A 26,967-nucleotide genomic window follows, 5' to 3' on the forward strand; every position below is an offset into this window, starting at 1 on the left:
TGCGGGTGCCCGGGACCGGTCGGTCCGGAGATGCGGCGGACGTACGGGCGTGCGACGTTGATCGCGCCTGCCCTTGCGGCGCCGGACACCGGCTCCGGGCGGCACGGTACGCCCGAGCGGCGTGAATCTCTCGTGCGTCGGCCGTTGCGGCCGGCGGGAAGGCGGATCCCCATGAAGCGGTTCGTTGCCTCCGGCCTGCTCTGTGCGGCCGTGGTACTCGGCGCCTCGGCATGCTCCAGCGACGACAACGCGACGCCGGCGGAGGCAGCCTCGTCGGCCAGCGCGGCGCTGTGCGCCAACCTGGTCCAGCTGAAGTCGGACAACGCCGCACTCAAGGCGCTGAACCCGGCCACGGCCACCAAGGACCAGCTGAAGTCGGCGTACGACGCCGTCCAGAACGACTGGAAGAACGTCAAGGAGAGCAGCTCGGCGCTGAAGTCCGCCGAGAAGGAGGCCGTCACGTCGGCCGCGGAGAACCTCAAGAAGGCCTACGAGGACCTGCCGGGCGACACCACGGGCAAGGACGCGATCACCCAGCTCCAGCCGCAGATCCAGGCGCTGGACACGGCGGCCGCCCAGGCGACGACCGCGCACAACTGCCGTTGACGCACGGCGGCGGCTCCGGCCAGCGCGGGCCCCGGGGGGACGTCCCCCCGGGGCCCGCGGCGTGCACCGGCCGAGGCCGTCGCCGTCAGTCGACGGCGAGGGCCACCCGGCCCGCGGTGTCGCCCGCGTCGGCGGGCGCGGCCGCCGTCGTGGCCGCGCTCCGGAAGGTCAGGGCCGTGTAGGCCAAGCCGCCGGCCAAGCCGGAGAGGACGAAGGAGCAGTCCACCCCGCCGGTCAGGGCGAGCAGGGGGCCCTCGTAGAAGGGGGTCGTCACGGCGAGCAGGCCGACTCCCGCGCCGACGGCCCAGGAGACGGTCGCGGCCACGTTCCAGCCGGCGCGGTACCAGTAGATCCCGCCCACCGAGCGGCGGTTGAAGACCTGGAGGGCGTCGGCGTCGTACTGCCCGCGGCAGCGGACGTAGCCGATCAGGGTGATGACGGCCCACGGCGTGCCGATCGCGGTCAGCAGCAGGACGAACGAGGTCATCGCGGACTGTACGTCCCACTCGAAGGAGCCGACGAAGACGAACGCGGTGGCGACCCCCGCGGCGACGAGCGTGGCCTTGGCCCGGGTGGCCCTGGGGACGATGGCGTCGAGGTCGAGGCCCATGGAGTAGAGCATCAGCCCGGCGTTGCCCACCGAGCCGGCCGCGGCGGCGGCGAGCAGCGGGAGCAGGTACCAGAACGGTGCGGCGTCCACGAGCGGGCCGGCGTAGTCGGTGCCGGCCTTGGCGGCGAGCGCGGTGTACGTGCCGAACAGCTGCGGGACCAGCAGGCCGATCAGCAGGCCGAGCCCGGTGGACCAGAACACCTTGCGGGGGCTGTGCCGGCGCGGGGAGATGTAGCGGGTGTAGTCGCCGAGCAGGGTGATGAACGCGACGGGACCGCTGAGCCCGGCGGCGACGGCGGCGAGCAGCCAGGTCGGCCAGAAGGAGCCGAGCAGGTACGAGGTCTGCGGCGGCGCGGCGGTGGTGAAGCCGGGGGCGTACGCGTACACGCCGACGGCGAGCAGGACCACCATGCCGATGGACAGGACCTTGCTCATGCGCAGCAGCAGCCGGTAGCCGAAGACGGCCCCGACGACGGTGAAGGCGGCCAGCACCCCGTACATCACGGCGCGGGTGGCTCCGGTGTCCGGCAGGCCGGTGAGCCGGGACAGGGCGCCGACCATCACGTCACCGCCGATCCAGAGGGTGAGCGCGGTGTAGCCGAGGGCGAGCAGCAGGCCGACGACGGAGCCGACGAGGCGGCCGCGTACGCCGAACTGGGCGCCGCTGGAGGTGGAGAGGTTGGTCGCCGTGCGCAGGGACACCAGCGCCAGCGGCGCGGTGAAGACGATGCCGGCCAGCGTGCCGGTCACGATGGCGGTGACCGAGGGCCACAGGCCCAGTCCGAAGGACGGGGGCAGCCAGCCGAACACGATCACCCCGAGGCAGAGGTTCGAGCCGAGCAGGATCGAGATCAGGTCACGGGGCCCGCTCGTCCGCTCCTCCTCCGGGATGGTGTCGACTCCGCGCTGTTCGATGGGCATGGGGGGACTCCCTTGGCAGGGCGGGGGGTGGTTCGCAGATGTTTGAACGACACTCAATGTGACCTAAGCCCAGGTCTCAGGTCAATGCTTCATTGCAGGGAAATGAAGAGTTAGAGTGATGCTCTAACCCATTGACTCAAAAGGTGGTGGATCGGCGTGCGGCTGACCCCTACGGAGCGCGACCGGCTGCTGCTGCGCAGCGCCGCGGAACTGGCCAGGGCCCGCAGGGCCCGCGGTCTCAGGCTCAACGTCCCGGAGGCCACCGCGCTCATCGCGGACACGGTCTGCGAGGCCGCGCGCGACGGCAAGCGGCTCGCGGAGGCCATCGAGGAGGCCCGCAGCGTGCTGGGCCCGGACGATGTGCTGCCCGGCGTGGCCGACGTGGTCACCGAGGTGCACGTGGAGGCGGTATTCGACGACGGCTCCCGGCTCGCGGTGGTCCCGGCCCCGATCCGCGGTGCGGCGCTGCTCGGCGACGACGCCCCGGGGGCGGTCGTTCCGGGTCCCGGTGCCCCCCAGCCGGAGCCGGCGCTGCACCTGCACGTGCGCAACACGGCCCCCGTGCCGGTCAGCGTCACCTCCCACTTCCACTTCTTCGAGGCCAACCCGCGCCTCGACTTCGACCGCGCCGCGGCCTACGGCATGCGGCTGTGCGTGCCCGCCGGTTCGTCCGTACGGTTCGACCCGCACGGCGAGGCCGAGATCGCCCTCGTCCCCATCGGCGGCGACCGCATCGCGATCGGCTTCGCCGGGCTGGTCGACGGTCCGCTGGACGCGCCGGGCGCCAAATCGCTCGCGCTGGAGAGGGCGGCGGCATGCGGGTACCTGGGCGCCGAGGTCCACCAGGACACCGATGACGGCCACGCGGCCGGGGCCGACGCGGCCCAGGGCGACGCGGCCCGGGGCGATGCGGCCCGGGGCGATGCCGCCGCGGCCCCCGGGGCGGCCGCCACCCCCGACACCGACAGCCCGCACGCGGGAGGGACCTCCGCATGAGCAAGCAGACCAGGCACAGCGACCACTGTGCGCCGGGCAGCCGGCACATCGACCCCCGCGAGTACGCCTCCGTCTTCGGGCCCCGCGCCGGGGACCGGGTCCGGCTCGGCGACTCCGGGCTCACCGTCCGGGTCGAGCACGACGCCCAGAAGCCGGGCGACGAGTTCCTCGCGGGCTTCGGCAAGACCGCCCGCGACGGACTGCACCTGAAGGCCGCCGCCGTCCGCGAGACCTGTGACGTCGTCATCAGCAACGTCCTCGTCATCGACGCCGTCCTCGGCATCCGCAAGGTCTCGGTCGGCATCCGCGGGGGCCGGATCCACGCGATCGGCCGGGCCGGCAACCCGGACACCCTCGACGGGGTGGACGTCGTCGTCGGCACGGGCACGAGCATCGTCTCCGGCGAGGGGCTCATCGCCACCGCGGGCGCCGTCGACACCCACGTCCACCTGCTGTCCCCGCGCGTCATGGAGGCCTCGCTCGCCGCGGGCGTCACCACGATCATCGGCCAGGAGTTCGGCCCGGTCTGGGGCGTCGGCGTCAACTCCCCGTGGGCCCTCAAGCACGCCTTCAACGCCTTCGACGCCTGGCCCGTCAACATCGGCTTCCTGGCCCGAGGCTCCTCCTCCGATCCCGCCCCGCTGGTCGAGGCGCTCGCCGAGGGCGGGGCCTGCGGCTTCAAGGTGCACGAGGACATGGGCGCGCACACCCGCGCCCTGGACACCGCCCTGCGCGTCGCCGAGGAACACGACGTCCAGGTCGCCCTGCACAGCGACGGCCTCAACGAGTGCCTGTCCGTCGAGGACACCCTGCGCGTCCTGGACGGCCGCACCATCCACGCCTTCCACATCGAGGGCTGCGGCGGCGGACACGTCCCCAACGTGCTCAAGATGGCCGGCGTGCCCAACGTCATCGGCTCCTCCACCAACCCCACCCTGCCCTTCGGCCGGGACGCGGTCGCCGAGCACTACGGCATGATCGTCTCCGTCCACGACCTCAAGCCGGACCTCCCGGGCGACGCCGCCATGGCCCGCGACCGGATCCGCGCGGGCACCATGGGCGCCGAGGACGTCCTGCACGACCTGGGCGCGATCGGCATCACCTCCTCCGACGCCCAGGGCATGGGCCGCGCCGGCGAGACCATCCGGCGGACCTTCGCCATGGCCGCCAAGATGAAGGGCGAACTCGGCCCGCTGGAGGGCGACGGCGAAGGCGACGACAACGCCCGCGTCCTGCGCTACATGGCCAAGCTGACCATCAACCCCGCCATCGCCCACGGCCTGGCCCACGAGATCGGCTCCATCGAGGTCGGCAAGCTCGCCGACATCGTGCTGTGGCGTCCCCAGTTCTTCGGCGCGAAGCCGCAGCTGGTCCTGAAGTCCGGCTTCCCCGCGTACGGGGTCACCGGTGACCCCAACGCGGCCACCGACACCTGCGAACCGCTGGTCCTCGGGCCGCAGTTCGGCTCGTACGGGGCCACCGCCGCCGACATCTCCGTCGCGTTCGTCTCGGCCGCCGCGGCGGCCCTCGGCGGCGACGAGATGCCGACCCGCCGCCGCCGGGTCGCCGTCCGCGGCACGCGCGGCATCGGCCCGGGCAACCTCCTCCTCAACTCCCGGACGGGCGCGGTCGACGTGGACGCGCGCAGCGGCCTCGTCACCCTCGACGGGGACCCCCTGCGCTCCGAAGCGGCCGACTCGGTCTCCCTCAACCGCCTGTACTTCCTCTAAGGACCCCGCCATGACGAACAAGCCCGCCGCCGACGGATTCCGGATGCCCGCCGAGTGGACGCCGCACGAGCGCACCTGGATGGCCTGGCCCAGCCCCAACCCGACCTTCACCGACGAGCGGCAGCTCGCCGAGGCCCGCGAGGCCTGGGGCGCCGTCGCCCGCGCGGTGCGCGCGTACGAGCCGGTGACCCTCGTCGTCTCGCCCGGTGACGCCGACAGCGCCCGCGCGATCGTCGGGGACGACGTACAGCTGGTGGAGCGGGAGCTCGACGACGCCTGGATGCGCGACATCGGCCCGACCTTCGTCACCGACGGGGCCGGCGGGCTCGCCGCCGTGGACTGGACCTTCAACGGCTGGGGCGCCCAGGAGTGGGCCCGCTGGGAGCACGACTCCAAGGTCGCCCGGCACGTCTCGGACCTCGTCGGCACCCGTACGTACAGCACCCCCCTCGTCAACGAGGGCGGCGCCATCCACGTCGACGGCGAGGGCACCGTGCTCCTCACCGACACCGTGCAGCTGGGCGCCGGGCGCAACCCCGACTGGACCCGCCAGCAGGTCGAGGAGGAGATCCACGCCCACCTCGGCACCACCAAGGCGATCTGGCTTCCCTACGGCCTGGCCGGCGACTACGGCACCTACGGCACGCAGGGCCACGTGGACATCGTGGCCGCCTTCGCCCGCCCCGGCGTGGTGATGGTGCACACCCAGCCCGACCCGGCCCACCCGGACCACGAGCGCTGCAAGACCATCGCCGCCATCCTGCGCGCGTCCACCGACGCACGGGGCCGGCAGCTGGAGGTCGTGGAGATCCCGGCGCCGACCGTGCTGGAGGAGGACGGGGAGTGGGTGGACTACTCCTACATCAACCACTACCTGTGCAACGGCGGCGTGGTGCTGTGCGCGTTCGACGACCCGCGCGACGAGGAGGCCGCCGAGATCTTCCGCGGCCTGTTCCCCGAGCGGACCGTGACCCTCGTTGACGCACGTACGATTTTCGCCGGGGGTGGCGGTATCCACTGCATCACCCAGCAGCAGCCGAAGGTCTGACCCGAGGCGGATCGACGAAGGAGTGGCCCATGGCGGCGGGTGGAGTGCGCGCGGTGCGGAAGAACGCGCCGCCGCGCGAGGACGTACTCGTCGCCGCCATGGCCACGATCGCCGAGCGCGGCCTGGAGGGCCTGACCATGGCCGGCCTGGGCCGCCAGGTCGGTATGAGCAGCGGCCATCTCCTCTACTACTTCGGCAGCAAGGACGAGCTGCTGCTGCAGACCCTGGAGTGGAGCGAGGCGGCCCTCGGCGCGAAGCGGCGGGCCCTGCTGTCCCGCCGCGGCACGGCCGGCGAGCGGCTCCGGGCGTACGTCGACCTCTACGTGCCCGAAGAGGCCCGGGACCCGCACTGGACCCTGTGGCTGGAGGTCTGGAACCGCTCGCAGAACGCCGGCCCGCAGGAACGGGAGCGCCAGGCCGCCATCGAGGGCGCCTGGCACCGCGACCTGGTGGCCCTGCTCGCCGAGGGGATCTCGCGCGGGGAGTTCCGGCCCGTGGACCCGGACCGCTTCGGCGCCCGGCTGCGGGCGCTGCTCGACGGGTTCAGCATCCAGGTCGCCGTCGGCCTGCCGGGCCTCTCCCGGGAGGGCATCCTGGAGCACGTCCGCGAGTTCCTCTCGGACGCCCTGACGTCCTGACGCCCTGACGCCCTAGCCCACCAGGGCTGCCCGCATGCTGAGATCGCCGTCCACGGACGGCGAGCGGTGTGGCACACTGCGAGCGTGCTTGCTCAGCTCGTGATTATGGACAGCAGCGCGCCGGTCCGCAGTGATCGCTGAACCGTGGAAGAACTTCGCGGCAGCGGCCATCGTGCCCCAGACCCGCGCGCAGACCTCTCGCACCCGCGAGGGGTCTTTTCGTTTCCCGGCTCCATTCCTGCCGGGGCCGGAGCGCGCGCGATGATGGGGGCAGTGGCGGCGGCCTGCCTCAGGGCGGGCATCCGGAACCACTCATCCGACAGGAGTCAGATCAGCATGACGACGACAGAGGCGACAGCGGCCGCTCAGGGCCCCGACGACAGCTTCCACGTCTTCGACACCACCCTGCGCGACGGCGCCCAGCGTGAGGGCATCAACCTCACCGTCGCCGACAAGCTGACGATCGCCCGGCACCTGGACGACTTCGGAGTGGGTTTCATCGAGGGCGGCTGGCCCGGTGCCAACCCCCGCGACACCGAGTTCTTCGCCCGCGCCCGCGCCGAGATCGACTTCAAGCACGCGAAGCTGGTCGCCTTCGGCGCGACCCGGCGCGCGGGCGGCTCGGCCGCCGAGGACCCGCAGGTGCGGGCCCTCCTGGAGTCGGGCGCGCCGGTGATCACCCTGGTCGCCAAGTCCCACGACCGGCACGTCGAGCTCGCCCTGCGCACCACGCTCGACGAGAACCTGGAGATGGTCCGCGACACCGTCTCCCACCTGGTCGCCCAGGGCCGCCGCGTCTTCGTCGACTGCGAGCACTTCTTCGACGGGTACCGGGCCAACGCCGAGTACGCGAAGTCCGTCGTGCGCACCGCCCACGAGGCCGGCGCCGACGTCGTCATCCTCTGCGACACCAACGGCGGGATGCTGCCGGCCCAGGTGACCGCGGTCGTCGCGACCGTGCTCGCCGACACCGGAGCACGCCTGGGCATCCACGCCCAGGACGACACCGGCTGCGCCGTCGCCAACACCCTCGCCGCCGTCGACGCGGGCGCCACGCACGTCCAGTGCACCGCGAACGGCTACGGCGAACGCGTCGGCAACGCCAACCTCTTCCCGGTCGTCGCCGCGCTGGAGATCAAGTACGGGCGCCAGGTGCTGCCCGTCGGCGCGCTCGCCGAGATGACCCGCATCTCGCACGCGATCGCCGAGGTCGTGAACCTGACCCCCTCCACGCACCAGCCGTACGTCGGCGTCTCGGCCTTCGCGCACAAGGCCGGCCTGCACGCCTCGGCGATCAAGGTCGACCCGGACCTGTACCAGCACATCGACCCCGAACGGGTCGGCAACACCATGCGGATGCTGGTCTCCGACATGGCCGGCCGCGCCTCCATCGAGCTCAAGGGCAAGGAGCTCGGCGTCGAGCTCGGCGAGGACCGCGCGCTGGTCTCCCGGGTCGTGGAGCGGGTCAAGGAGCGGGAGCTCTCGGGCTACACGTACGAGGCCGCCGACGCCTCCTTCGAACTGCTGCTGCGCGCCGAGGTCGAGGGGCGCGCCCGCAAGTACTTCCGTACGGAGTCCTGGCGGGCGATCGTCGAGGACCGCCCGGACGGCACCCACGCCAACGAGGCCACGGTCAAGCTGTGGGCCAAGGGCGAGCGGATCGTCGCCACGGCGGAGGGCAACGGCCCGGTCAACGCCCTGGACCGCGCGCTGCGGGTCGCCCTCGAACGCTTCTACCCCCAGCTCGCGAAGTTCGAGCTGATCGACTACAAGGTCCGCATCCTGGAGGGCAAGCACGGCACGGAGTCCACGACCCGCGTCCTGATCGCCACGACGGACGGCACCCGCGAGTGGTCCACGGTGGGCGTCGCCCAGAACGTGATCGCCGCTTCCTGGCAGGCCCTGGAGGACGCCTTCACGTACGGCCTCCTCCACGCGGGCGTCGAACCCGCCGAGTAGCCCGGTCCGGCACAGCCGCGGGGCTTATGTCCACCTCACACGGGAAAAGGGCGGTTCCGGTAGCGTCGGGGACATGAGGACCAGGCTGATATCCGTACGTCCCGGTCGGCTGCTGGCCGCCCTGCTGCTGGGCCTGTCCGCGACCGCCCTCGTGGCCGCCCCGCAGGCGGCGGCGGCCACCGGGCCCGCCGCCGTGGCGGAGGCCCTGAAGGAGGGACCGGTCTACGTCGATCCGCGCGCCGCGGCGCAGCTGCCCAAGGCGAAGGCGGACGCGCTCGCGAAGAAGATCAAGGACGCCGGGAAGCCGGTGTTCGTCGCCGTGCTGCCGGCCACGTCCGAGTTCCCCGCGGAGAGCGTGCTGCGCACGGTCCGGGCCGAGACCGGCATCACCGGGCTCTACGCGATCCGGCTCGGCGACGGCTTCAACGCGGGCGCGGACCGGGCGGTCATGCCCGTCAACGCCGTCCGCAACCTGACCGACGCCGTCAAGGCCGGCGGGCCCGTCGACGCGGGCACGGAGCTGGACAACTTCGTCGACCAGGCCCTGACGCAGGTCAAGGGCAGGGCCCCGGCCTCCTGGGGCCCCACGGGCGGTTCCGATGGGGTCCCGGCCGGCGGGCTGATCACGCTCGGCGCGGTGGCCCTCATCGGTGGCGGCGGTGCCTACGCCCTGGTGCGCCGCAACCGCAAGAAGAAGGAAGAGGCGGAGCGCGAGGCCGTCGAGAAGCTGCGCGTGGTCGTCGACGAGGACATCACGGCCTTCGGCGAGGAGCTCGACCGGCTGGACTTCCACCCCGCAGAGCCCGGCGCGGACGACGCCATGCGCAGGGACTACGAGCAGGCCCTCGACTCGTACGAGAAGGCCAAGGACATCATGGCCTCCGTACAGCACCCGGAAGAGGTCAGGGGAGTGACCCAGGCCCTGGAGGACGGCCGGTTCGCGCTGGCCGCCCTCGATGCGCGCCGTCAGGGCAGGCCGCTGCCCGAGCGCCGGGCGCCCTGTTTCTTCGACCCGCGGCACGGGCCGAGCACCGAGGACCGCGACTGGGCGCCGGCCGGCGGTGCGGCGCGTACCGTGCCCGTGTGCGCGGCGGACGCGGTGCGCCTGCGGGACGGCAGGGACCCGATGGTGCGTACCGTCGACACGGACTACGGCCCGCGTCCCTACTACGACGCGGGCCCGGCGTACGGCCCCTGGGCGGGCGGCTACTTCGGCGGCGGCATCCTGCCCGGTCTCCTGGTGGGCACGATGCTCGGTTCGATGATGTCCGGTCCGGCCTACGCCTCCGACATGGGCGGCTACGACGGAGGGGACTACTCCGGCGCCGACTTCAACCCCTCCGACTTCGGGGGAGGGGACTTCGGCGGCGGTGGTGGCTTCGACGGCGGCGGAGGGTTCGACGGCGGGGGCGGCTTCTAGCGGCCGCCCCCGGGCCCCGGCGGCGTCGGGCGGGTCAGGCCTGCTTGATGGCCGAGATGTCGAAGGTCAGCTTCACCTTGTCGCTGACCATGACGCCGCCGGCCTCCAGCGCGGCGTTCCAGGTCAGACCCCAGTCGGAGCGCAGGATCTCGGCGGAGCCCTCGAAGCCGACGCGCTCGTTGCCGTAGACGTCGGTGGCCGAGCCGTTGAACTCCAGGTCGATGGAGAGCGGGCGGGTCACGTCCTTGATCGTCAGTTCGCCGGTGATGCGGTACTTGTCGCCGCCGAGCTGGGCCGCCTCGGTGGAGCGGAAGGTCATCAGCGGGAAGGTCTCGGTGTCGAAGAAGTCACCGCTGCGCAGGTGGCCGTCGCGGTCGGCGATGCCGGTGTCCACGGAGCCCACCTTCACCTCGATGGTGGCGGCGGAGCGGGACGGGTCGCCGCCGTCCAGCTGCAGGCTGCCGGTGTAGTCGGTGAAGCTGCCGCGGACGTTGGTCACCATCGCGTGGCGGACGGTGAAGCCGATGCTGCTGTGGGAGGCGTCGATGACGTAGTCGCCGGTGAGGGCGGCCAGCGCCGGGTCCACGTCGAGGGTGGCGACGGTGGTGGCGGTGCTGTCCTGGTTGCGGCGGCTGAAGATGCCCATGATCTGCTCCTCGGGAGGGTTGGCGCTTGTTGGTTTAATGTTCAACGAGAAAGACGCTAGACCCATTCCGTTCAAATTTCAACATCTCGGCGGCGTGTCGGGCGGTTTTGTGGACATGCGACAAAGAGCGACGGCCCTGCCTGGTGGTGTCCGCACATCACGTGGCGGTTCTGTCCGGGCCGCACAGCGGAACACACCCGAGACTGTGCGGAATCAACGGAGGTTTTTCATCGACCGCTTCGTAAGGTCGATACATGACCGTTGTGGACCAGACTCCGAGCGAGCCGACGGACGCCCGCGGGCGCGTGGCCGAGCTGCACTCCCTGCGCGAGCAGGCGCGGCGTGGACCCAGTGACCGGGCGACCGAGGCGCAGCACGCCAAGGGCAAGCTGACCGCGCGCGAGCGCATCGCGCTGCTGCTCGACGAGGGTTCCTTCAAGGAGGTCGAACAGCTGCGCCGCCACCGGGCGACCGGATTCGGCCTGGAGGGCAAGAAGCCCTACACCGACGGTGTCATCACCGGCTGGGGCACCGTCGAGGGCCGTACGGTCTTCGTCTACGCGCACGACTTCCGGATCTTCGGCGGTGCGCTGGGCGAGGCCCACGCCACGAAGATCCACAAGATCATGGACATGGCCATCGCGGCCGGTGCCCCGCTGGTCTCCCTCAACGACGGCGCCGGCGCCCGTATCCAGGAGGGCGTCTCCGCGCTCGCCGGGTACGGCGGCATCTTCCAGCGCAACACCAAGGCCTCGGGTGTCATCCCGCAGATCTCGGTCATGCTGGGCCCGTGCGCCGGCGGCGCCGCGTACTCGCCGGCCCTGACGGACTTCGTGTTCATGGTCCGCGAGACCTCGCAGATGTTCATCACCGGCCCCGACGTCGTCCGCGCCGTCACCGGTGAGGAGATCTCCCAGAACGGCCTCGGCGGCGCCGACGTGCACGCCGAGACCTCCGGCGTCGCGCACTTCGCGTACGACGACGAGGAGACCTGCATCTCCGAGGTGCGCTACCTCATCTCGATGCTCCCCTCCAACAACCGGGAGAACCCCCCGGTCCACGAGACCTCCGACCCCGCCGACCGGCGCTCGGACGTCCTGCTGGACCTGGTCCCGGCGGACGGCAACCGGCCGTACGACATGCACAAGGTGATCGAGGAGCTCGTCGACGAAGGCGACGTCCTGGAGATCCACGAGCGCTGGGCCCGCAACATCGTCTGCGCCCTGGCCCGGCTCGACGGCCAGGTCGTCGGCATCGTCGCCAACCAGCCCGCCCACCTCGCCGGGGTCCTCGACATCGAGGCCTCCGAGAAGGCCGCGCGCTTCGTCCAGATGTGCGACGCCTTCAACATCCCGATCATCACGCTGCTGGACGTCCCCGGCTTCCTGCCGGGTGTCGACCAGGAGCACGGCGGCATCATCCGCCACGGCGCCAAGCTGCTGTACGCGTACTGCAACGCCACGGTCCCGCGGATCAGCCTGATCCTGCGCAAGGCCTACGGCGGCGCGTACATCGTCATGGACTCCCAGTCCATCGGCGCCGACATCACCTACGCCTGGCCCACCAACGAGATCGCGGTCATGGGCGCCGAGGGCGCCGCCAACGTGATCTTCCGCAAGCAGATCGCCGAGGCCGAGGACCCCGAGGCGATGCGCGCGCGCATGGTCAAGGAGTACAAGGCCGAGCTGATGCACCCGTACTACGCGGCCGAGCGCGGCCTCGTCGACGACGTCATCGACCCGGCCGAGACCCGCGAGACCCTAATCAGCGCCCTGGCGATGCTCCGCAGCAAGCACGCCGACCTGCCGTCCCGCAAGCACGGCAACCCGCCGCAGTAAGAAGCGAAGGAGACCTGCCACCCATGGCGAACACCGACACCCTGCTGCGCGTCGAGAAGGGCAACGCCGCCCCCGAGGAGCTGGCCGCGATCACCGCGATCCTGCTCGCCCGCGCCGCGGCCACCCCCGAGGGCCGCCCGGTACACCGCATCGGCTCCCAGGCCCGCTGGCGCCGCCTCGAGCGCACGCCCGGCTTCCGCACCGCGCACAGCTGGCAGGGCTGACCCCGCTCCCACCGACGGCCGCCTCACCGGAACCGGACCTTGATCCCCTCGGGGACCGACTCCCGGTCCGGGAGGCGGCCGTCGGCCGTCCGGCAGCCGTAGAGGTACACGCGCGGCCGGCCGAACACGGCCAGGCACCCCAGGTCGTGCGGGAGCACGCAGTTGCTGAGCGACAGGGTCCGCAGCCGGACCGGGGCGGTGCTCACGAAGGGCAGCCACCTGCTCAGGTCGTAGCGCGACAGGTGGAGCGAGCGCAGTTCCTCCAGCCGGCCCAGCTCGGCGAACCCGCGGGGTGTCCCGTGCCCCTGCACGATCAGCCAGCGCAGGCCGCGGCGGGCGGTCAGCACCGACAGATCGGTGTCCTCGGCCAGCACCCCCACCCCCAGACCCTCCAGTGCGGGCGGATCGGGCACCCGGGTCAGGTCCGGGAAGGACGGCCACTCCTGGAGCTGCAGGTTGGTCAGCAGGGGCAGCTCGTGCAGCGGCCCCAGGTCGTGCAGCGGAACATCGCCCCACACCGAGAGGTTCGTGAGCCCCGTTCGCACGCCCAGCGGTGACAGGTCGTTGTCGTCCCGCAGCGCCGGAACCCACAGCAGGTCCAGTTCGCCCAGCTCCGCCGTGGCGCCGAGGCCGCGGGTGAACGGGTACTGGACGGCCACCTTGCGCGCCTCGGGCAGCGAGAGCAGCGGATCCCACTGGGTGGGGTGCGTCAGGGACAGCCAGGTGTCCCGGAGCGGAAGGCGCCGCAGTACCCGCCGGGCATAGGAGGCGGGATCGAAGTACTCCCATTCGAGGGCCAGTTGTGCCCCGACCGCCGCCCGGCCGTCATCGGCCCACCCCTCCATCAGACCGAGCGCGTCCGTGCCGCCGATGAGTGCGCCGGTCCGGACGACCGCCTTGGCCTCCGCCTCGGACAGGTCCCGCAAGGATCGCGGCAACCGGCGCAGAACCGGCCCGCCCACCCCGGCCACGGACGCCGCCTCGGTGACGCGGCGTGGTGGAACCACGGACGCGAGCGTGTCGTCCAGCGCATCGCGCACCTCGTCCGGTACGGCGTCCATGGTCTCCGAACACGCCGCCACGAGCAGCCGCAGCCGCCGGGCGTGACGCGGCTCCGAGGCGGCCCGCCGCAGGACCCCCTCGATCAGCTCGACCCGCTGGGGATGATTGGCGTGACCCGCCGCCATCACGATCGTCTCGCGCCAGGCGTCCAGGTGCGCACGGCCCACCAGGTTGCCGATGTTGTCCTGGGCGGCCGCGTCGGCCGCCGCCAAGTACTCCTGGAAGGTGCGGTGGAGGAAGTCCACCCGCCCTTCGGCCGGGCAGCGCAGCACACCGGACCGGGCCACCAGGTGCTCCAGCACCGCCAAGGCGTCCACGCCCTCCAGATGGCGCATGGCGTGGAGGGCGTAGTGCACGTGCACGGCCGCCCGCTCGGAGGAGATCTCGTTGCGGCCGTTGTCGGACAGCCGCCACGCCAGGTCCTGGAGCAGGCGCAGCCGGTCGGACAGCGACAGGCGCACCCGGGCCGCGCTCGGGACGCAGCGCTCGGCGTCCCGGCGCTGGAGCAGGATCTCCAACGCGATCCGGTACAGCTCCATCCGGTTGCGGGGCAGCTGGCCCCGCCGGTTGACGTGCAGGGCGCACAGCAGGGCCGCCAGCAGCGGGGTCGACGCGAGCGACTCCAGGTGCGGCCGGTCCCGCAGTGCGGCCAGCAACGACCGCTCGTAGTGGGGGAGGTGGTCGCTCCGGTCGAGGACCGCCTCGTGCCACTGCCGGATGAACGCGGCCAGGTCCGCCGGGCGCATCCGGTCGAGCTGCACCGGCAGGAAGCCCTCGGCGCGCAGCCAGTCGCTCCGGGCCGCCGTCGGGCGGGAGGTGACGACCACCCGGTTGTCCGGGTAGGCGTGCAGGAGCCCACGCAGCCACTCCCGTACCGTGCCGCGCTCCTCGGCGGGCAGCTCGTCCACACCGTCCACGAGGAGCAGGGCCCGACCCGCCGCCAGTTCGCGGTCCACCCAGGCGGTGGGCATGTGGCCGGTGAGCGGACCGGCCGTCTGGTCCAGCAGGGCTTCGGGCCGGGGCAGCTCGCGGCCCGCGTACCGGCGGAGCGTCACCAGCAGCGGAACCAGGCCGTTCCAGTCGGCGAGGGGTCCCTCGAAGGCGCGGCGGGCCGCCGTCACCGCGAGCCACTGGAGCAGGGTCGTCTTCCCCGAACCCGCCTCGCCGCGCAGCAGTACGCGGGAGGAGTCCGAGAGCGCCGCCTCCACCCGCCTGCCATGCGCGTCCTCCCCACCCGCCCGCAGCCGGGGGCCCTGCTCTGGCTCGCCCGCCGTGCGCAGGCTGACATAGGCCACGGACAGTCTCGTCCGGGCCGCCCGCTCCGACGTGAAGCTGAACAGCTCGATCTCGTCCAGCGAGCGGCTGATCAGCTCCAGGTACTCGTGGCGGAACGTCCCGTCCCGGTCCTCACCGTCCGGGGCGTAGAGAGAGCGCACCGGGAGTCGCTCCAGCATCCGGGACACCTCGGCGGCCAGGGACGTCGTGCGGGAGAGCAGATCGCCCACCGCGCGCTCCGTGAAGACCGGCAGGTGGCGCAGGACGCGTACGTAGCAGGTGCAGCATTCGGACAGCAGCACCTCGTACAGGGCCGCCGCCGGCTCGTCCAGGCCGGCCGGGGCCGGGACCGCGCGGCGGATCCGGCGGGCCAGTTCCGCGGGGTCGGCGTCCGCGCCGATGATCGCCTCGTCCGAGAGGTCGGCGCGGGCGAAGGTGTCGCCGACCGCGTCCAGCGCGGACTGCCGGCCGGCGGGGGACAGGTCCCGGAACTCGTGGGTCATCAGCGGCTCCAGCCGCGCCGCCACCGCGTCCGCGATCTGCTCGAACTGCCGTTCCAGGCCGCGTTGCGCGCGCAGCCCCGGCACGCGGACCCGGATCAGCTCCGACATCGGCGAGCCGCTCTCCTGCTCCCGACGGCGCGGCCCCAGCCACAGGCCCACCGCACGGGTCGCCAGGATCCGCCCGAGATTGACCGCCGCCGCCTCGGCACTCATCGGCACCCCCCGGGCCATTAAAAACCAGAACGCCGGGACCCGTGACGGGTTCCCGGCGTTCCGGACAGGGAGGTTGCCTCCGGTGCCTACCGCAGGCGGGCCATGAGGGCGTGCTCGACGAGGGTGATGAGCGCGCTCTTGGCGTCCGCGCGGTGGCGGGCGTCGGTGGTGATGATCGGGGCGTCCGGGCCGATCTGCAGCGCCTCACGGACTTCCTCCGGGGTGTACGGCTGGTGCCCGTCGAACCCGTTGAGGGCGATGACGAACGGCAGGCCGCTGTTCTCGAAGTAGTCGACCGCGGGGAAGCAGTCCGCCAGGCGCCGCGTGTCGACGAGGACAACGGCACCGATGGCACCGCGGACGAGGTCGTCCCACATGAACCAGAACCGGTCCTGACCGGGGGTACCGAAGAGGTACAGGATCAGGTCCTGGTCCAGGGTGATGCGGCCGAAGTCCATGGCGACCGTCGTGGTCGTCTTGTCCCCGGTGTGGGTCAGATCGTCGATGCCGGCGGACGCGGACGTCATGACGGCTTCGGTGCGCAGCGGGTTGATCTCGGAGACCGCGCCGACGAACGTGGTCTTGCCCACGCCGAAGCCGCCCGCCACCACGATCTTCGCGGAGGTGGTGGAGCGAGCCGCTCCGCCGTTAGAGCTTGCGAAGTCCACTGAGCACCCTTTCGAGCAGTGTCACATCTGGCTGGCCGCCGGCAGACTCGTCGCCGCCGGGCTGGTGAATGGCGACAAGGCCCGCCTCCGCCAGGTCGGCGACGAGGATGCGGGCGACACCAAGAGGAATGGAGAGAAGTGCCGAGATCTCCGCGACGGATTTGATCTCCTGGCACAGACGGCAGATGCGCTGGTGCTCGGGCAACTGCCCTTGCAGCCGCGCGGGATCGGCCGTGGTACTGACCAGCGCCTCGATGGCGAGCTGGTAGCGCGGCCGGGTACGGCCGCCGGTCATGGCGTACGGGCGCACCAGCGGGTTGTGGGCCTTGGGCGTCTGGGGGACGCCCCGCCGGGGCTGCTGAGGAGCCCGGTGAGGCGGCTGGACCTGCTGGGGCTGGCCGTACGGCTGCTGCTGGTAGGGATTGTGCTCCGGCATGGGCCGGCTGGGAGAGGAGGGGAAGTTGAAGCGGTTCTGGTCGTGCTGCCCACCCTGCGGCTGCTGAGCGCCGCCATAAGGATGACCTCCGGGTGTTGTCACGTTTCCTCCTCCGACTCCAAGAACGCAGTACTCCCTGTGGAACCGCGCCACCGCACCCTATGGTGCGATGACGCGAAACGCACTGCCTGTTTGCTAGTTGAGAAGACTTCCCTGCAGCTCCGAACGCAGTTCCGGGGTGAGGACACTGCCTGCCCGGTCCACAAGGAGGGCCATCTCGTAGCCCACGAGGCCGATGTCGCACTCGGGGTGCGCGAGCACCGCGAGCGAGGATCCGTCCGAGACGGACATGAGGAAGAGGAATCCCCGGTCCATCTCGACCACGGTCTGGTTGACGGCGCCACCCTCGAAGATGCGGGAGGCTCCGGCGGTCAGCGACGTCAGACCGGAGGCCACGGCCGCCAGCTGATCGGCGCGGTCGCGCGGGAATCCGTCGGACATCGCCAGAAGAAGGCCGTCGGCGGAGACCACCACCGTGTGGGACACCCCTGGGGTGTTGTCCACGAAGTTGGTGATCAACCAGTTCAGGTTCTGTGCCGCCTGGCTCATCGGGCTCACACTAACGCTCCTGGTCATAGCTGTTACTTGACTGCTCAGAACCCGCGCTGCGTCCCTGCTGGACACCGCGCCGCAGGTTGCTCAACCTGCCGCGGACGTCCTCCGGTGCGCGGGAGACCTGGGGGCCGCCCTGCGGGGTCGTCTCCGCTGCGCCCTCGACCAGGTTGGCCTTGGGCACGCGCCGAGGGAGACCGGACGGGGTGACCCCGCCCGCCTTCGGCTCACGGAGTTTGGCGGCCTGCTGCCAGCGCTCGTCGTTGTTCGAGCGCCAGGCGTTGCTGCCTTCCTCGTCCCGCTCCGGGGCGGCGGGCTGCTGCTGTCGCTGCGGCCGCTGCTCGAAGAGGGATCCGGTGGACTCCGCTTCCTTCTGCGCCGGCTGCCACTGCTGCTGGCTGCCGCGTCGCGGCAGGCCCGCTCCGGTCACTTCGTGGCCGGTGTCGGCAGCGGCGCCCGGACGGTCGAAGCCTACGCGGTCCGCGGCGGGTTCGGGACCGGACTGGGGTTCCGATTCGGTCCCGTATCCCTGCTGGTAGCCACCCGAATAGGTGTTCTGCTCGGGCCACTCGGCCTGCTGCGACTGGGATGCGTAGCCATCGTCGTACGCGGGGGCGTCCTGCGAGCGATCCTGGTAGCCGGCTTCCGGATAGCCGTAGTCCTGCTGCGGGTACCCCTCGTACCCCTGCTGGGCCCCGTGGGCCTGCCGGGAGTCGTACGAGGTGTCGTAACCGGGCTCGGGCTGCTGCTCGAACTCCTGGTACTGCTGGTAGCCGTGCTCAGGCTGGGGTTCCGCATACTCCTGCTCGGCGTACTCGCCCTGCTGCTCCTGCCCGTAGCCCACCTGGGCTTCGAGGGCGGCCCGGCGGTCCTGCTGGGCCAGGGAGCGGCCGACCGGGTCCAGGCCTGGGCCCTCGCCGCCCTGCTGGTCGGCGCCGCGGCCCTCGTACCGGGAGTCGTCGAAGCCGAGCTCGGCGGCCGTACGCAGCGGTACGGCCTGCTGGGCCTGCTGCTGGGGGATCATCGACGACACGGTGAAGTCGTCGTCCGGGATCCCCTCGCCACCACCACCATGGGTGATCGCGTCGGGGAGCATGACCAGCGACGTGGTGCCGGCGGCCTCGCCCGACGGGCGCAGCTGGACGCGGATGTTGTGGCGGTCCGCCAGCCGGCCGACCACGAAGAGACCCATGCGCTGGGAGATCGCGGCGTCCACGGTCGGCGGGTTGGCCAGCTTGTGGTTGATGTCCGCGAAGTCCTCGGCGGTGAGGCCGATGCCCTTGTCGTGGATCTCGACCATGACGCGGCCGTCGGGCAGACGGGTCGCGTTGACCCGCACCTTGGTCTGCGGGGAGGAGAACGTGGTGGCGTTCTCCAGGAGCTCGGCGAGCAGGTGCACGAGGTCGGTCACGGCCTGGCCGTGGATCTCGGCCTCGGAGACGCCCGAGAGCTCGATGCGCTCGTACTGCTCCACCTCGGAGGAGGCGGCGCGCAGGACGTCGACGAGGGGGACCGGCTGGTCCCAGCGGCGGCCCGGTTCCTCACCCGCGAGGATGAGGAGGTTCTCGCCGTTGCGGCGCATGCGGGTGGCCAGGTGGTCCAGGCGGAAGAGGTTCTCCAGCTGGTCCGGGTCGGCCTCGTTGTTCTCCAGGTCGGTGATGAGGGTCAGCTGGCCCTCGATCAGCGACTGGTTGCGTATGGAGAGGTTGGTGAAGATCGCGTTGACGTTCCCTCGCAGGAGCGCCTGCTCGGCGGCGAGCCGGACCGCTTCCCGGTGGACCTGGTCGAAGGCGCGGGCGACCTCGCCGATCTCGTCCTGGGAGTTGATCGGGATCGGTGCGACACGGGTGTCGACCTTGCCCGGGTCGGTGCGCGAGAGCTGGTCGACGAGCATCGGCAGGCGCTGCTCGGCGACGTCGAAGGCGGCGGTGCGCAGGCGGCGCATCGAGCGGCTCATGGAACGGGCCATCATGCCGGCCAGGATGAAGGCGGCGAGCAGGGCCACGACCACGATGGCGCCGGTCCAGATGGCGTCGTTGCGGGCCGAGTCGGACAGCGCGACGGAGTCGGTGACCGCCTTCGCGAGGAGTTCCTTCTCGATCTCGGCGTAGCCCTCGAACTTGGCGGTGGCCGCTGCCTGCCATGCCTGCGGCGTGGTGCCGCCGGCGATGATCTTCGCCTTGCTGTCGCCGCTCGCGATCGCGTCGGTCATGCCGGTGAGGGCGGAGCCGTTCACCATGGGCGGAGCCTTGAAAACGGTGCCGGCCTGCTCGGCCTGCTGCTTGGCGGCGGCGAGCTTGGCGGCGCCCTCGTCCGACTTCTTGCCCATGACCTCCTTGAGGCGGTTCACGTCGCCCTCGGTACCCGCCGCGACGTACTCGCCGATGGCGATGTCCTCGAGGTAGGCGTACGAGGAGAAGGCCACGAGCTGGGCCTTGCGGACCTGCTCGTTCTCGTTGGGGCGCACGAGGAGGTGGGTGCCGACGGAGCGCTGGAGCGAGTTTGCGGCCTTGGCCAGTTCGACCGCGTAGACCATGCGGCCGTAGCTGGTGACGTTGCCGGTGCCCAGGCCGAGTTCGTTGGAGAACGTCATGAGGTAGTGCTGGACCAGCACGTACCCCTCTTCGGTCGGGATCGGACCGTTCGCGCTGGGCGGGTTCTTCTTCTCCGTCTCCTGCGCGACGTAGGCCGAGGCGCGGACGGCCGCGAGCTTGGGCTCCTCCTGATGGAAGAGCTCGATGCGGCGCGCCAGCCCCTGGTTCGCGTTCGAGGGGAGGTCCTTGGACGCCTGGGCGAACTTGGCCTTGGCCGTGTCGGTGGCCGCGTAGGCCTTCGCGACGGACTCGTTGTTCTTGTCGCCCCGCAGGAGCGGTTCGGCCGTGAGGTCGCGCTCGTTGAGGAGGGCCTGGCCGTATTCGGCCGCCGCCTGGACGATACGCGCGGTCTTCTCGGCGTCCTTGGCTTCGTTCCAGCTGTCGACGGAGCCCTTCACCTGGAAACCGCCCATGACCAGTCCGACGAGGACGGGTACGAGCAGGATGGCGTTCAGCTTGGTCGGCACGCGCCAGTTGCGCGGTGCGAACTTGCTGGTGCTGCCGCTCTTCGCCGGCGGGTCCACGGGTACGTCGACGGACGACGTGCCCGCGCGCTGCGGCGGGGTGAAGTTGCCACGCGCGGGTTCATCCGCGGGGCTCGCGTTGCTTCGCCTCACTCGACCAACAACCTCTCGGCGGTACTACTAGCTAGTTAGTTGAATTGCAGCACGGTCAACGGCCGTGTTCCAAACACCTGGAACCAGCCATTCCCAGAACCTTATGTGCCACATAAATCGGACATAAAGAGCGAGCTGCGGCAAAAAAGGAGCTGGTTGTGAGCGCAGCGGCACCGCCCGACCGCGCCGTGTGTCCGACTGGCTGCAATTCTCTGTCGAAACGTTATGAACCGAGAAGGCGGGCCGTGTCCTATGACACAGCCCGCCCTCCCATGTTGTGAAGAACCGGTGGTACTTGAGTGGTGGCCCTTGAGCCGCGTCGCCCCGGTCGTGTTACTTGAGTCGGGCCATGAGGGCGTGCTCGACGAGTGTGATGAGCGCGCTCTTGGCGTCCGCGCGGTGGCGGGCGTCGGTGGTGATGATCGGGGCGTCCGGGCCGATCTGCAGCGCCTCGCGGACTTCCTCCGGGGTGTACGGCTGGTGTCCCTCGAAGCCATTGAGGGCCACGACGAACGGCAGCCCGCTGTTCTCGAAGTAGTCGACCGCGGGGAAGCAGTCGGCGAGCCTGCGGGTGTCGACGAGCACGATCGCACCGATGGCACCGCGGACGAGGTCGTCCCACATGAACCAGAACCGGTCCTGACCGGGGGTACCGAAGAGGTACAGGATCAGGTCCTGGTCCAGGGTGATGCGGCCGAAGTCCATGGCGACCGTCGTGGTCGTCTTGTCCCCGGTGTGGGTCAGATCGTCGATGCCGGCGGACGCGGACGTCATGACGGCTTCGGTGCGCAGCGGATTGATCTCCGAGACGGCCCCGACGAACGTGGTCTTGCCCACGCCGAACCCGCCCGCCACCACGATCTTCGCGGAGGTGGTGGAGCGGGCGGTTCCGCCGTTAGAGCTTGCGAAGTCCACTGAGCACCCTTTCGAGCAGCGTTACATCCGGCGTGCCGCCGGCCTCTCCATTGCCCGGCTGGTGGATGGCCACCATTCCGGCCTCCGCCAGGTCGGCGACGAGGATCCGGGCGACACCGAGCGGCATCGACAGCAGTGCGGAGACCTCCGCGACCGACTTGACCTCGCGGCACAGCGTGCAGATGCGCTGGTGCTCGGGAAGCAGGCCGGACAGGTGCATCGGATCGGCCGTGGTGCTCACCAGCGCCTCTATGGCGAGCTGGTAGCGGGGCCGGGTCCGGCCGCCGGTCATCGCGTACGGACGAACGAGCGGCTGATCGCCTTCCGAGTACGACGAGTCGCCGTAACCATCGGAGTAGGCGGGGGGCGGGGTCATTGATCCTCCGGGCTGGACAGCAGTGGTCAGCGTGCCGTCTGACGGGGCGGCCGGTGGGGGGACGGTATGACGGCCTGGCGGTGGTACTGGGTCCCGGGGCCGGAGCCCCGGTTCCCCCGGCCGGAAGTACCGTCCGGCCGGGAGATGTGGCGTCAGATGAGCAGGCTTCCCTGCAGCTCCGCGCGCAGGTCCGGGGTGAGGACGCTGCCGGCGCGGTCCACGAGGAGGGCCATCTCGTAGCCGACGAGGCCGATGTCGCACTCGGGGTGCGCGAGCACGGCCAGTGAGGATCCGTCCGAGACGGACATGAGGAAGAGGAATCCCCGGTCCATCTCGACCACGGTCTGGTTGACGGCGCCACCCTCGAAGATGCGGGAGGCTCCGGCGGTCAGCGACGTCAGACCGGAGGCCACGGCCGCCAGCTGATCGGCGCGGTCACGGGGGAAGCCTTCGGACATCGCCAGAAGGAGGCCGTCGGCGGAGACCACCACCGTGTGGGACACCCCGGGGGTGTTGTCCACGAAGTTGGTGATCAACCAGTTCAGGTTCTGTGCCGCCTGGCTCATCGAACTCAACTAACGCTCCTGCTGGTAAGTGGGGTCGATGTGGTAACTGCCGGTCGCCGGACCGTTGTTGCCGGCCTGACGGCCCTGCTGGATACCCCGTCGGAGGTTGGTCAGACGGCCGCGGACGTCGTCCGGCGCTCGCGAGACCTGCGGGCCCGACTGTGCGTCGGCCTGCTGCTGCGCCGTGCCGGCCACGAGGTTCGCCCGCGGTACCCGGCGGGGCAGCCCCGAGGTGGTGATGCCGCCTGCGGCGGGCTGGCGCACGCGCTCCGCCTGCCGCATCAGCTCGTCGTTCGGCGAGGACCGCCAGCTGACGGTCGGCGAACTGCCGGTCGTCGCCTGGGCGGGCTCGGCCGCGGGCTCCTGGCCGCGCTGCGGCAGCGGCTGCTGCGGGCGCTGCTGGGAAGCCGGAGCGTGTGCGGACTGCTGCGGCTGCTGGGGAACCGGGGCCTGACCGGAGGTCTGCTGCTCCTCCTGGTGGAACCAGTTCGACTCCAGCGTGTCGAAGATCGGGCTGCGCTCGTTGCCGAGGCTCGGGGCCGGCGGCAGCGCCTCCGGCTGGTGGGCCTGCGGCAGCTGCGGAGCCTGCGGCTGCTGCTGGGGGAAGCTGCCGACGCCGGGACCGCCGGGCCGCGGGGCCTGGAAGTCCGGGCGGGCGAACTGGCCCGTGGCGGACGGGTCCGCCGCACCGCCCGGCTCCGGGCGCTCGAACTGCCCGGTGGTGGACATGTTCTGGCCGGCCGGGGGCATCGGGGCCCGCAGGTCGGGACGCTCGAACTGACCGGTGGTGCTGTTGCCGGCCGGCGGGCGCGGGGCGTTGAAGTCCGGACGGGGGAACTCGGACGTCGAACCGGGGCCCGAGAGCTCGTCGTGGCCGCGCGGGACCTCCTGGCCGCCGTGGCGCGACGGGTCGGCGCCCCAGCTGGTGGTCTGCGGGATCCCGGCGGGACCGCCGCCCGCACCCGGAAGCTCCGGACGGGAGGAGGGGCCACCGCGCGGCGGCAGCTGCGGCCGGTTGCCGCGCGGAGCCGGAGCGGCGGGAGCCTGGGCCGAGGGGACCGGGCCCGTGGGCGCGGCGGGCTGCTGCGGCCGCTCGAAGCCGTTGCCCTGCGGGAACCCGCCCTGGCCGGTGGCCGTGGGCATCGGGCGCGACGGGGGACCGCCGGCCGGGCCGCGGCCCGGCAGCGGGGAACCGCCGCCGAACCCGCCCTGGCCCAGGCCGGTCGGGGCACCCGGCATGCCGGCCGTGCCCGGACCGCCCTGCGGACGCCCGCCGGGACCGCCCTGCTGACGGGCACTGGGACCGCCCTGCAGACCGGGGCCGCCGTCGCGTCCCGGCAGTGCGGCACGCTTGCCGCCGCCGGAGACCTGGCCGCGCTGCGGGCCGGCGCCGACGGGCTGGCGTGCGCCGCCGCCCGGCGCCGAACCCTGTGCCGAAGCACCCGGCATGCCCTGCGGAGCGCCGGAGCCCGGACCGCCCTGGCCCGGCATCGGACCCGGCTTCTTGCCGCCCTGGGCGACGTCCACCGGGAGCATGACGAGGGCCGTCGTGCCGCCCGAGTCGGACGGGCGCAGCTGGATGCGGATGCCGTGTCGCAGGGACAGGCGGCCGACCACGAACAGACCCATGCGGCGGGAGACGGAGACGTCCACGGTCGGCGGCGACGCGAGCCGCTCGTTGATCGCGGCGAGGTCCTCGGGGGAGAGGCCGATACCGGTGTCGTGGATCTCGACGAGCACGCGGCCGTCGGGCAGCGCGTGACCGGTGACCTTGACCTTGGTCTGCGGGGAGGAGAACGAGGTGGCGTTCTCCAGCAGCTCGGCGAGCAGGTGCACGAGGTCGTTGACGACGCGGCCGGCGACGTCGGTGCCGGGCACCGACGCGAGTTCGATGCGCTCGTACTGCTCCACCTCGGACGCGGCGGCACGGAGCACGTCGACGAGCGGGACGGGGCGGGTCCACCGGCGGCCCGGCTCCTCGCCCGCGAGGACGAGGAGGTTTTCGCCGTTACGGCGCATGCGGGTCGCGAGGTGGTCGAGCTTGAAGAGGGAGGACAGCTGGTCCGGGTCGGCCTCGCGCGACTCCAGCTCGGAGATGAGCGAGAGCTGGCGCTGGATGAGGCCCTGCGAACGGCGCGAGAGGTTGGTGAACATCGCGTTGACGTTGCCCCGGAGGAGGGCCTGCTCGGCGGCGAGGCGGACGGCCTCGCGGTGCACGTCGTCGAAGGCCGCGGCCACCTGGCCGATCTCGTCGCGGGTGTGCAGGCCGACCGACTCCACGGACGTGTCCACGTCCTGCGGGTCGGACTCGGACAGCTGCTTGACGATCTCGGGCAGTCGGTCCTGGGCGACCCGGGTCGCGGTGTCCTGCAGGCGGCGCAGCGAGCGGATCATGGACCGCGCCATGACGAAGGCACCGACGAGGGAGACGCCGAGGACGAGCAGGATCAGGGCACCGTTGATGATGGCGTCCTGCTGCGAGCTGTTCTTGAGTTCGCGGGCCTTCTGCTCCATGTCCTCGAGCAGGGTGAGCTCGATGACCTTCATGGCCTGGAGCTTGGTGTCGTCGGCGTCGTACCAGTCCATCCAGGACCGGTTCTTCTCCTTGCCGAACTGCCCCTGGGTGCTCAGGACGCGGCGGGCGTAGTGGTCGGCGGTGCCGATCTCCGTGTTGCCGTCGCCGAGCGCCGCGAGGAGTTCCTCGGGCTTGCCCTGGTAGACGAGTTCGAAGGTCTTCTTCGCCTGGCTCTCGCCGCGGAGCGCGGAGAGGGCGTACAGGCGGTCGTTCTCGGAGAGGTTGCCCGGCTTCTCGTTGCTCTCGGGGAGCGAGGCGGCGATGACGGCGCGCTGGATCGAGGCGTATTCCTTGGCGGAGGAGAAGGCCGCCAGGGCGCGCGTACGCTTGATCATCTCCGGGCTGGAGGTGGCCTGCGCCATGTCCTGGGAGAGCGAGAGCAGCGAGACGATCAGCGCGTTGTACTCGGTGACGGTCTGCTGGGCGCCGTTGACGTACGCCTTCTTGCGGATTTCCTCGATGCCGGTGAGCTGGCGGCCGATCTGCAGGATGTTGTTGCGGATCGACTTGAGGGTGTCGTCCTTGTCCTCCGTGCTGTCGACCTTGTCGGTCGCGGCTTCGAAGGCCTTGGCGGCGGCGTCGGTCTGGTCGCGCACGCCCTGGACGAGGCTGTTGGCCTTGCCGTCCTTGGTGACCGAGAGCGGACCCGCCGACTTGTCCCGCTCCTCCTGGAGCATGGCGGCCAGGTTGGTGGCCTGCCGGGTCATCGTCGTCAGCAGCTGCATGTGCTCCAGCTGCGCGATGTCGTTCATCGAGTCGTTGATGCGGAAGCCACCGAGCGTGGTGGCGGCGACGACCGGCAGGGTCAGCAGCGACACGAGTCGCGTGCTGATGCGCCAGTTCTGCATGGCGAGACGTGAACCGGGCCCGCTGGGGGCCTTCGGTATCGCCGTTTCCGTGCCGTCGGCCGGCTCTTCGCTCTTCGCCTTGCCCCGGGGCTTCAGACGTGCCTTCGCCTTCACCGTGGTGGAGGAGTCGGAGCCTGCGCCTTCGGCAGCCGGCCCGCGGTTCTGGGCGTGCTGGGGCGAGGAGCCACGGTCGGTCCCGCCGCGCGGCTCCTGCTCCGCCGCAGCGCTGCCATCCCTCTTGAATCGTCCCTGCACTAGCGTCGCAACCTCTGGACCAGGCGTCCCGCCGGGCGACCGGTGGGACGGTGTCGAGTCGTGGGGCGTTCCGGCCCCATGGTGGTCGTCGGTGACCGGCGCGTCTCCCTCTCCTTGCCGCCGCGCGCGGCGCTGTCTCGCGCCACCTGCGCGCCGGCTGTTCCCGCGGCGGTCCCGCGAATTCCAGCACAGTGGCGGATCTCCAACAAGGTGCGCGTGTCGGGCCGCAGCGCAGGTGACTTCGCGTAATGGGGATGTCACGCGATGTGGGAGATCTTTCGGGGTGAATCGGACTTACGCCATCCAAACGCGGCGGCTGGCAAGGTGTCCCAGTCGAGATGATCAGCAGCGGAATGGCAGATTCAGTGGCGACATGTCCGGTTTGCCGCCTAAAATCGACCGCCCGTTATGCCCGTATTGCCGGGTCACGGGTGAGCAAACTCACATGGCCGTGGCCATTACTTCCCGGTTGAGCCGGGGAATCGGATGTTTAGCCTTGCCCTTTACAGGGTTGACGGATCCGACAACCCCCCACTTACGACCGAGCCGAGGGCCCGAGACACCGTGAAGACGACGATGATGTTCCGCAACATAGCCAACCCGCGCCGCACCACCCTCGCGCACCTCAAGGACGCCGAGGAGCTGCAGGCGATCGAGGCTCCGGAGCACGCCGTCGAGCTGCCCACCCAGACCGCGAACCCGCGCCGCACGATCCTGATGGACGCGCCGGTCACCGCGGCGCAGTAGCCGCGGCGCAGTAAGCCACTCGGGAAAAGGAGCGCGAAGCGCCGCTGCCCGCCGCGTTAGCCTGGGGAC

At 71.3% G+C, this 26,967-nt stretch carries 21 protein-coding genes; 10 read left to right on the forward strand and 11 right to left on the reverse strand.

Going from position 1 to position 26,967, the window contains the following annotated elements:
- Nucleotides 1-171 precede the first annotated feature (171 nt).
- The gene (locus tag ACIPK4_RS05875; protein ID WP_402309541.1) at nucleotides 172-606 is read left to right on the forward strand and encodes a hypothetical protein; all 435 of its coding nucleotides are present in this window, start codon (nucleotides 172-174) and stop codon (nucleotides 604-606) included.
- A gap of 85 nt (nucleotides 607-691) precedes the next feature.
- Here the strand turns inward: ACIPK4_RS05875 and ACIPK4_RS05880 are convergent, their stop codons facing one another.
- Nucleotides 692-2,137, reverse strand: coding sequence for a cytosine permease (locus tag ACIPK4_RS05880; RefSeq protein WP_402309542.1), 1,446 nt, complete (start codon nucleotides 2,135-2,137; stop codon nucleotides 692-694).
- 156 nt (nucleotides 2,138-2,293) lie between these two features.
- Here ACIPK4_RS05880 and ureA point away from each other — a divergent pair, with 156 nt between their 5' ends.
- The 6 genes from ureA (at nucleotide 2,294) to ACIPK4_RS05910 (ending at nucleotide 9,928) form a co-directional block, all read left to right on the forward strand.
- Nucleotides 2,294-3,133, forward strand: coding sequence for an urease subunit gamma (ureA, locus tag ACIPK4_RS05885; protein WP_402309544.1), 840 nt, complete (start codon nucleotides 2,294-2,296; stop codon nucleotides 3,131-3,133).
- A complete protein-coding gene (locus ACIPK4_RS05890) occupies nucleotides 3,130-4,863 on the forward strand; it encodes an urease subunit alpha (RefSeq protein WP_402309546.1) in 1,734 nt (577 codons plus the stop codon). The genes ureA and ACIPK4_RS05890 overlap by 4 nt, the downstream gene beginning before the upstream one ends.
- A 10-nt stretch (nucleotides 4,864-4,873) precedes the next feature.
- Entirely contained in the window at nucleotides 4,874-5,911 is a 1,038-nt protein-coding gene (locus ACIPK4_RS05895) for an agmatine/peptidylarginine deiminase (RefSeq protein ID WP_402309548.1), read from the forward strand.
- A 29-nt stretch (nucleotides 5,912-5,940) separates the two neighbouring features.
- Nucleotides 5,941-6,549, forward strand: a complete 609-nt coding sequence (locus tag ACIPK4_RS05900) for a TetR/AcrR family transcriptional regulator (protein WP_402309550.1) — start codon at nucleotides 5,941-5,943, stop codon at nucleotides 6,547-6,549.
- Between the two features lie 336 nt (nucleotides 6,550-6,885).
- A complete protein-coding gene (gene cimA, locus ACIPK4_RS05905) occupies nucleotides 6,886-8,508 on the forward strand; it encodes a citramalate synthase (RefSeq protein ID WP_402309551.1) in 1,623 nt (540 codons plus the stop codon).
- 73 nt (nucleotides 8,509-8,581) lie between these two features.
- Nucleotides 8,582-9,928, forward strand: a complete 1,347-nt coding sequence (locus tag ACIPK4_RS05910; protein WP_402309553.1) for a hypothetical protein — start codon at nucleotides 8,582-8,584, stop codon at nucleotides 9,926-9,928.
- 34 nt (nucleotides 9,929-9,962) lie between these two features.
- Here ACIPK4_RS05910 and ACIPK4_RS05915 read toward each other — a convergent pair whose 3' ends face one another.
- Complete coding sequence (locus tag ACIPK4_RS05915) at nucleotides 9,963-10,574, reverse strand: YceI family protein (RefSeq protein ID WP_054223565.1); 612 nt, start codon at nucleotides 10,572-10,574, stop codon at nucleotides 9,963-9,965.
- Nucleotides 10,575-10,828: 254 nt separating this feature from the next.
- Here ACIPK4_RS05915 and ACIPK4_RS05920 point away from each other — a divergent pair, with 254 nt between their 5' ends.
- On the forward strand, nucleotides 10,829-12,412 hold the full coding sequence (locus ACIPK4_RS05920) for an acyl-CoA carboxylase subunit beta (RefSeq protein ID WP_054223564.1): 1,584 nt from the start codon (nucleotides 10,829-10,831) through the stop codon (nucleotides 12,410-12,412).
- A gap of 23 nt (nucleotides 12,413-12,435) precedes the next feature.
- Nucleotides 12,436-12,636, forward strand: a complete 201-nt coding sequence (locus ACIPK4_RS05925) for an acyl-CoA carboxylase subunit epsilon (protein ID WP_054223563.1) — start codon at nucleotides 12,436-12,438, stop codon at nucleotides 12,634-12,636.
- Between the two features lie 23 nt (nucleotides 12,637-12,659).
- Here the strand turns inward: ACIPK4_RS05925 and ACIPK4_RS05930 are convergent, their stop codons facing one another.
- The 9 genes from ACIPK4_RS05930 to ACIPK4_RS05970 form a co-directional block, all read right to left on the reverse strand.
- Nucleotides 12,660-15,689, reverse strand: a complete 3,030-nt coding sequence (locus ACIPK4_RS05930) for an NACHT domain-containing protein (protein WP_402309555.1) — start codon at nucleotides 15,687-15,689, stop codon at nucleotides 12,660-12,662.
- An 86-nt stretch (nucleotides 15,690-15,775) separates the two neighbouring features.
- Nucleotides 15,776-16,357 carry an ATP/GTP-binding protein gene (locus tag ACIPK4_RS05935; RefSeq protein ID WP_037792108.1) on the reverse strand — a complete coding sequence of 194 codons (582 nt, stop codon included), beginning with the start codon at nucleotides 16,355-16,357 and terminating at the stop codon, nucleotides 15,776-15,778.
- Nucleotides 16,338-16,895 carry a DUF742 domain-containing protein gene (locus tag ACIPK4_RS05940; protein WP_054223561.1) on the reverse strand — a complete coding sequence of 186 codons (558 nt, stop codon included), beginning with the start codon at nucleotides 16,893-16,895 and terminating at the stop codon, nucleotides 16,338-16,340. The genes ACIPK4_RS05935 and ACIPK4_RS05940 overlap by 20 nt, the downstream gene beginning before the upstream one ends.
- A gap of 93 nt (nucleotides 16,896-16,988) precedes the next feature.
- A complete protein-coding gene (locus ACIPK4_RS05945) occupies nucleotides 16,989-17,402 on the reverse strand; it encodes a roadblock/LC7 domain-containing protein (RefSeq protein WP_008739857.1) in 414 nt (137 codons plus the stop codon).
- 10 nt (nucleotides 17,403-17,412) lie between these two features.
- Entirely contained in the window at nucleotides 17,413-20,616 is a 3,204-nt protein-coding gene (locus ACIPK4_RS05950; RefSeq protein ID WP_402309557.1) for a nitrate- and nitrite sensing domain-containing protein, read from the reverse strand.
- A gap of 333 nt (nucleotides 20,617-20,949) precedes the next feature.
- Nucleotides 20,950-21,531, reverse strand: coding sequence for an ATP/GTP-binding protein (locus tag ACIPK4_RS05955; protein ID WP_048475966.1), 582 nt, complete (start codon nucleotides 21,529-21,531; stop codon nucleotides 20,950-20,952).
- Nucleotides 21,512-21,907: a DUF742 domain-containing protein gene (locus ACIPK4_RS05960; RefSeq protein WP_054223559.1), complete on the reverse strand. Its 396-nt coding sequence runs from the start codon at nucleotides 21,905-21,907 to the stop codon at nucleotides 21,512-21,514. The genes ACIPK4_RS05955 and ACIPK4_RS05960 overlap by 20 nt, the downstream gene beginning before the upstream one ends.
- A gap of 152 nt (nucleotides 21,908-22,059) precedes the next feature.
- Nucleotides 22,060-22,473, reverse strand: coding sequence for a roadblock/LC7 domain-containing protein (locus tag ACIPK4_RS05965; RefSeq protein WP_008739864.1), 414 nt, complete (start codon nucleotides 22,471-22,473; stop codon nucleotides 22,060-22,062).
- A gap of 9 nt (nucleotides 22,474-22,482) precedes the next feature.
- The gene (locus ACIPK4_RS05970; RefSeq protein WP_402309558.1) at nucleotides 22,483-26,151 is read right to left on the reverse strand and encodes a nitrate- and nitrite sensing domain-containing protein; all 3,669 of its coding nucleotides are present in this window, start codon (nucleotides 26,149-26,151) and stop codon (nucleotides 22,483-22,485) included.
- Between the two features lie 564 nt (nucleotides 26,152-26,715).
- On the opposite strand from ACIPK4_RS05970, the gene ACIPK4_RS05975 reads away from it, so the two are divergent.
- Nucleotides 26,716-26,898, forward strand: a complete 183-nt coding sequence (locus ACIPK4_RS05975) for a hypothetical protein (protein ID WP_402309559.1) — start codon at nucleotides 26,716-26,718, stop codon at nucleotides 26,896-26,898.
- The last annotated feature ends 69 nt before the right edge of the window (nucleotides 26,899-26,967 follow it).

This window comes from Streptomyces sp. NPDC086989 (assembly GCF_044745505.1).
Taxonomy (GTDB): Bacteria; Actinomycetota; Actinomycetes; order Streptomycetales; family Streptomycetaceae; genus Streptomyces.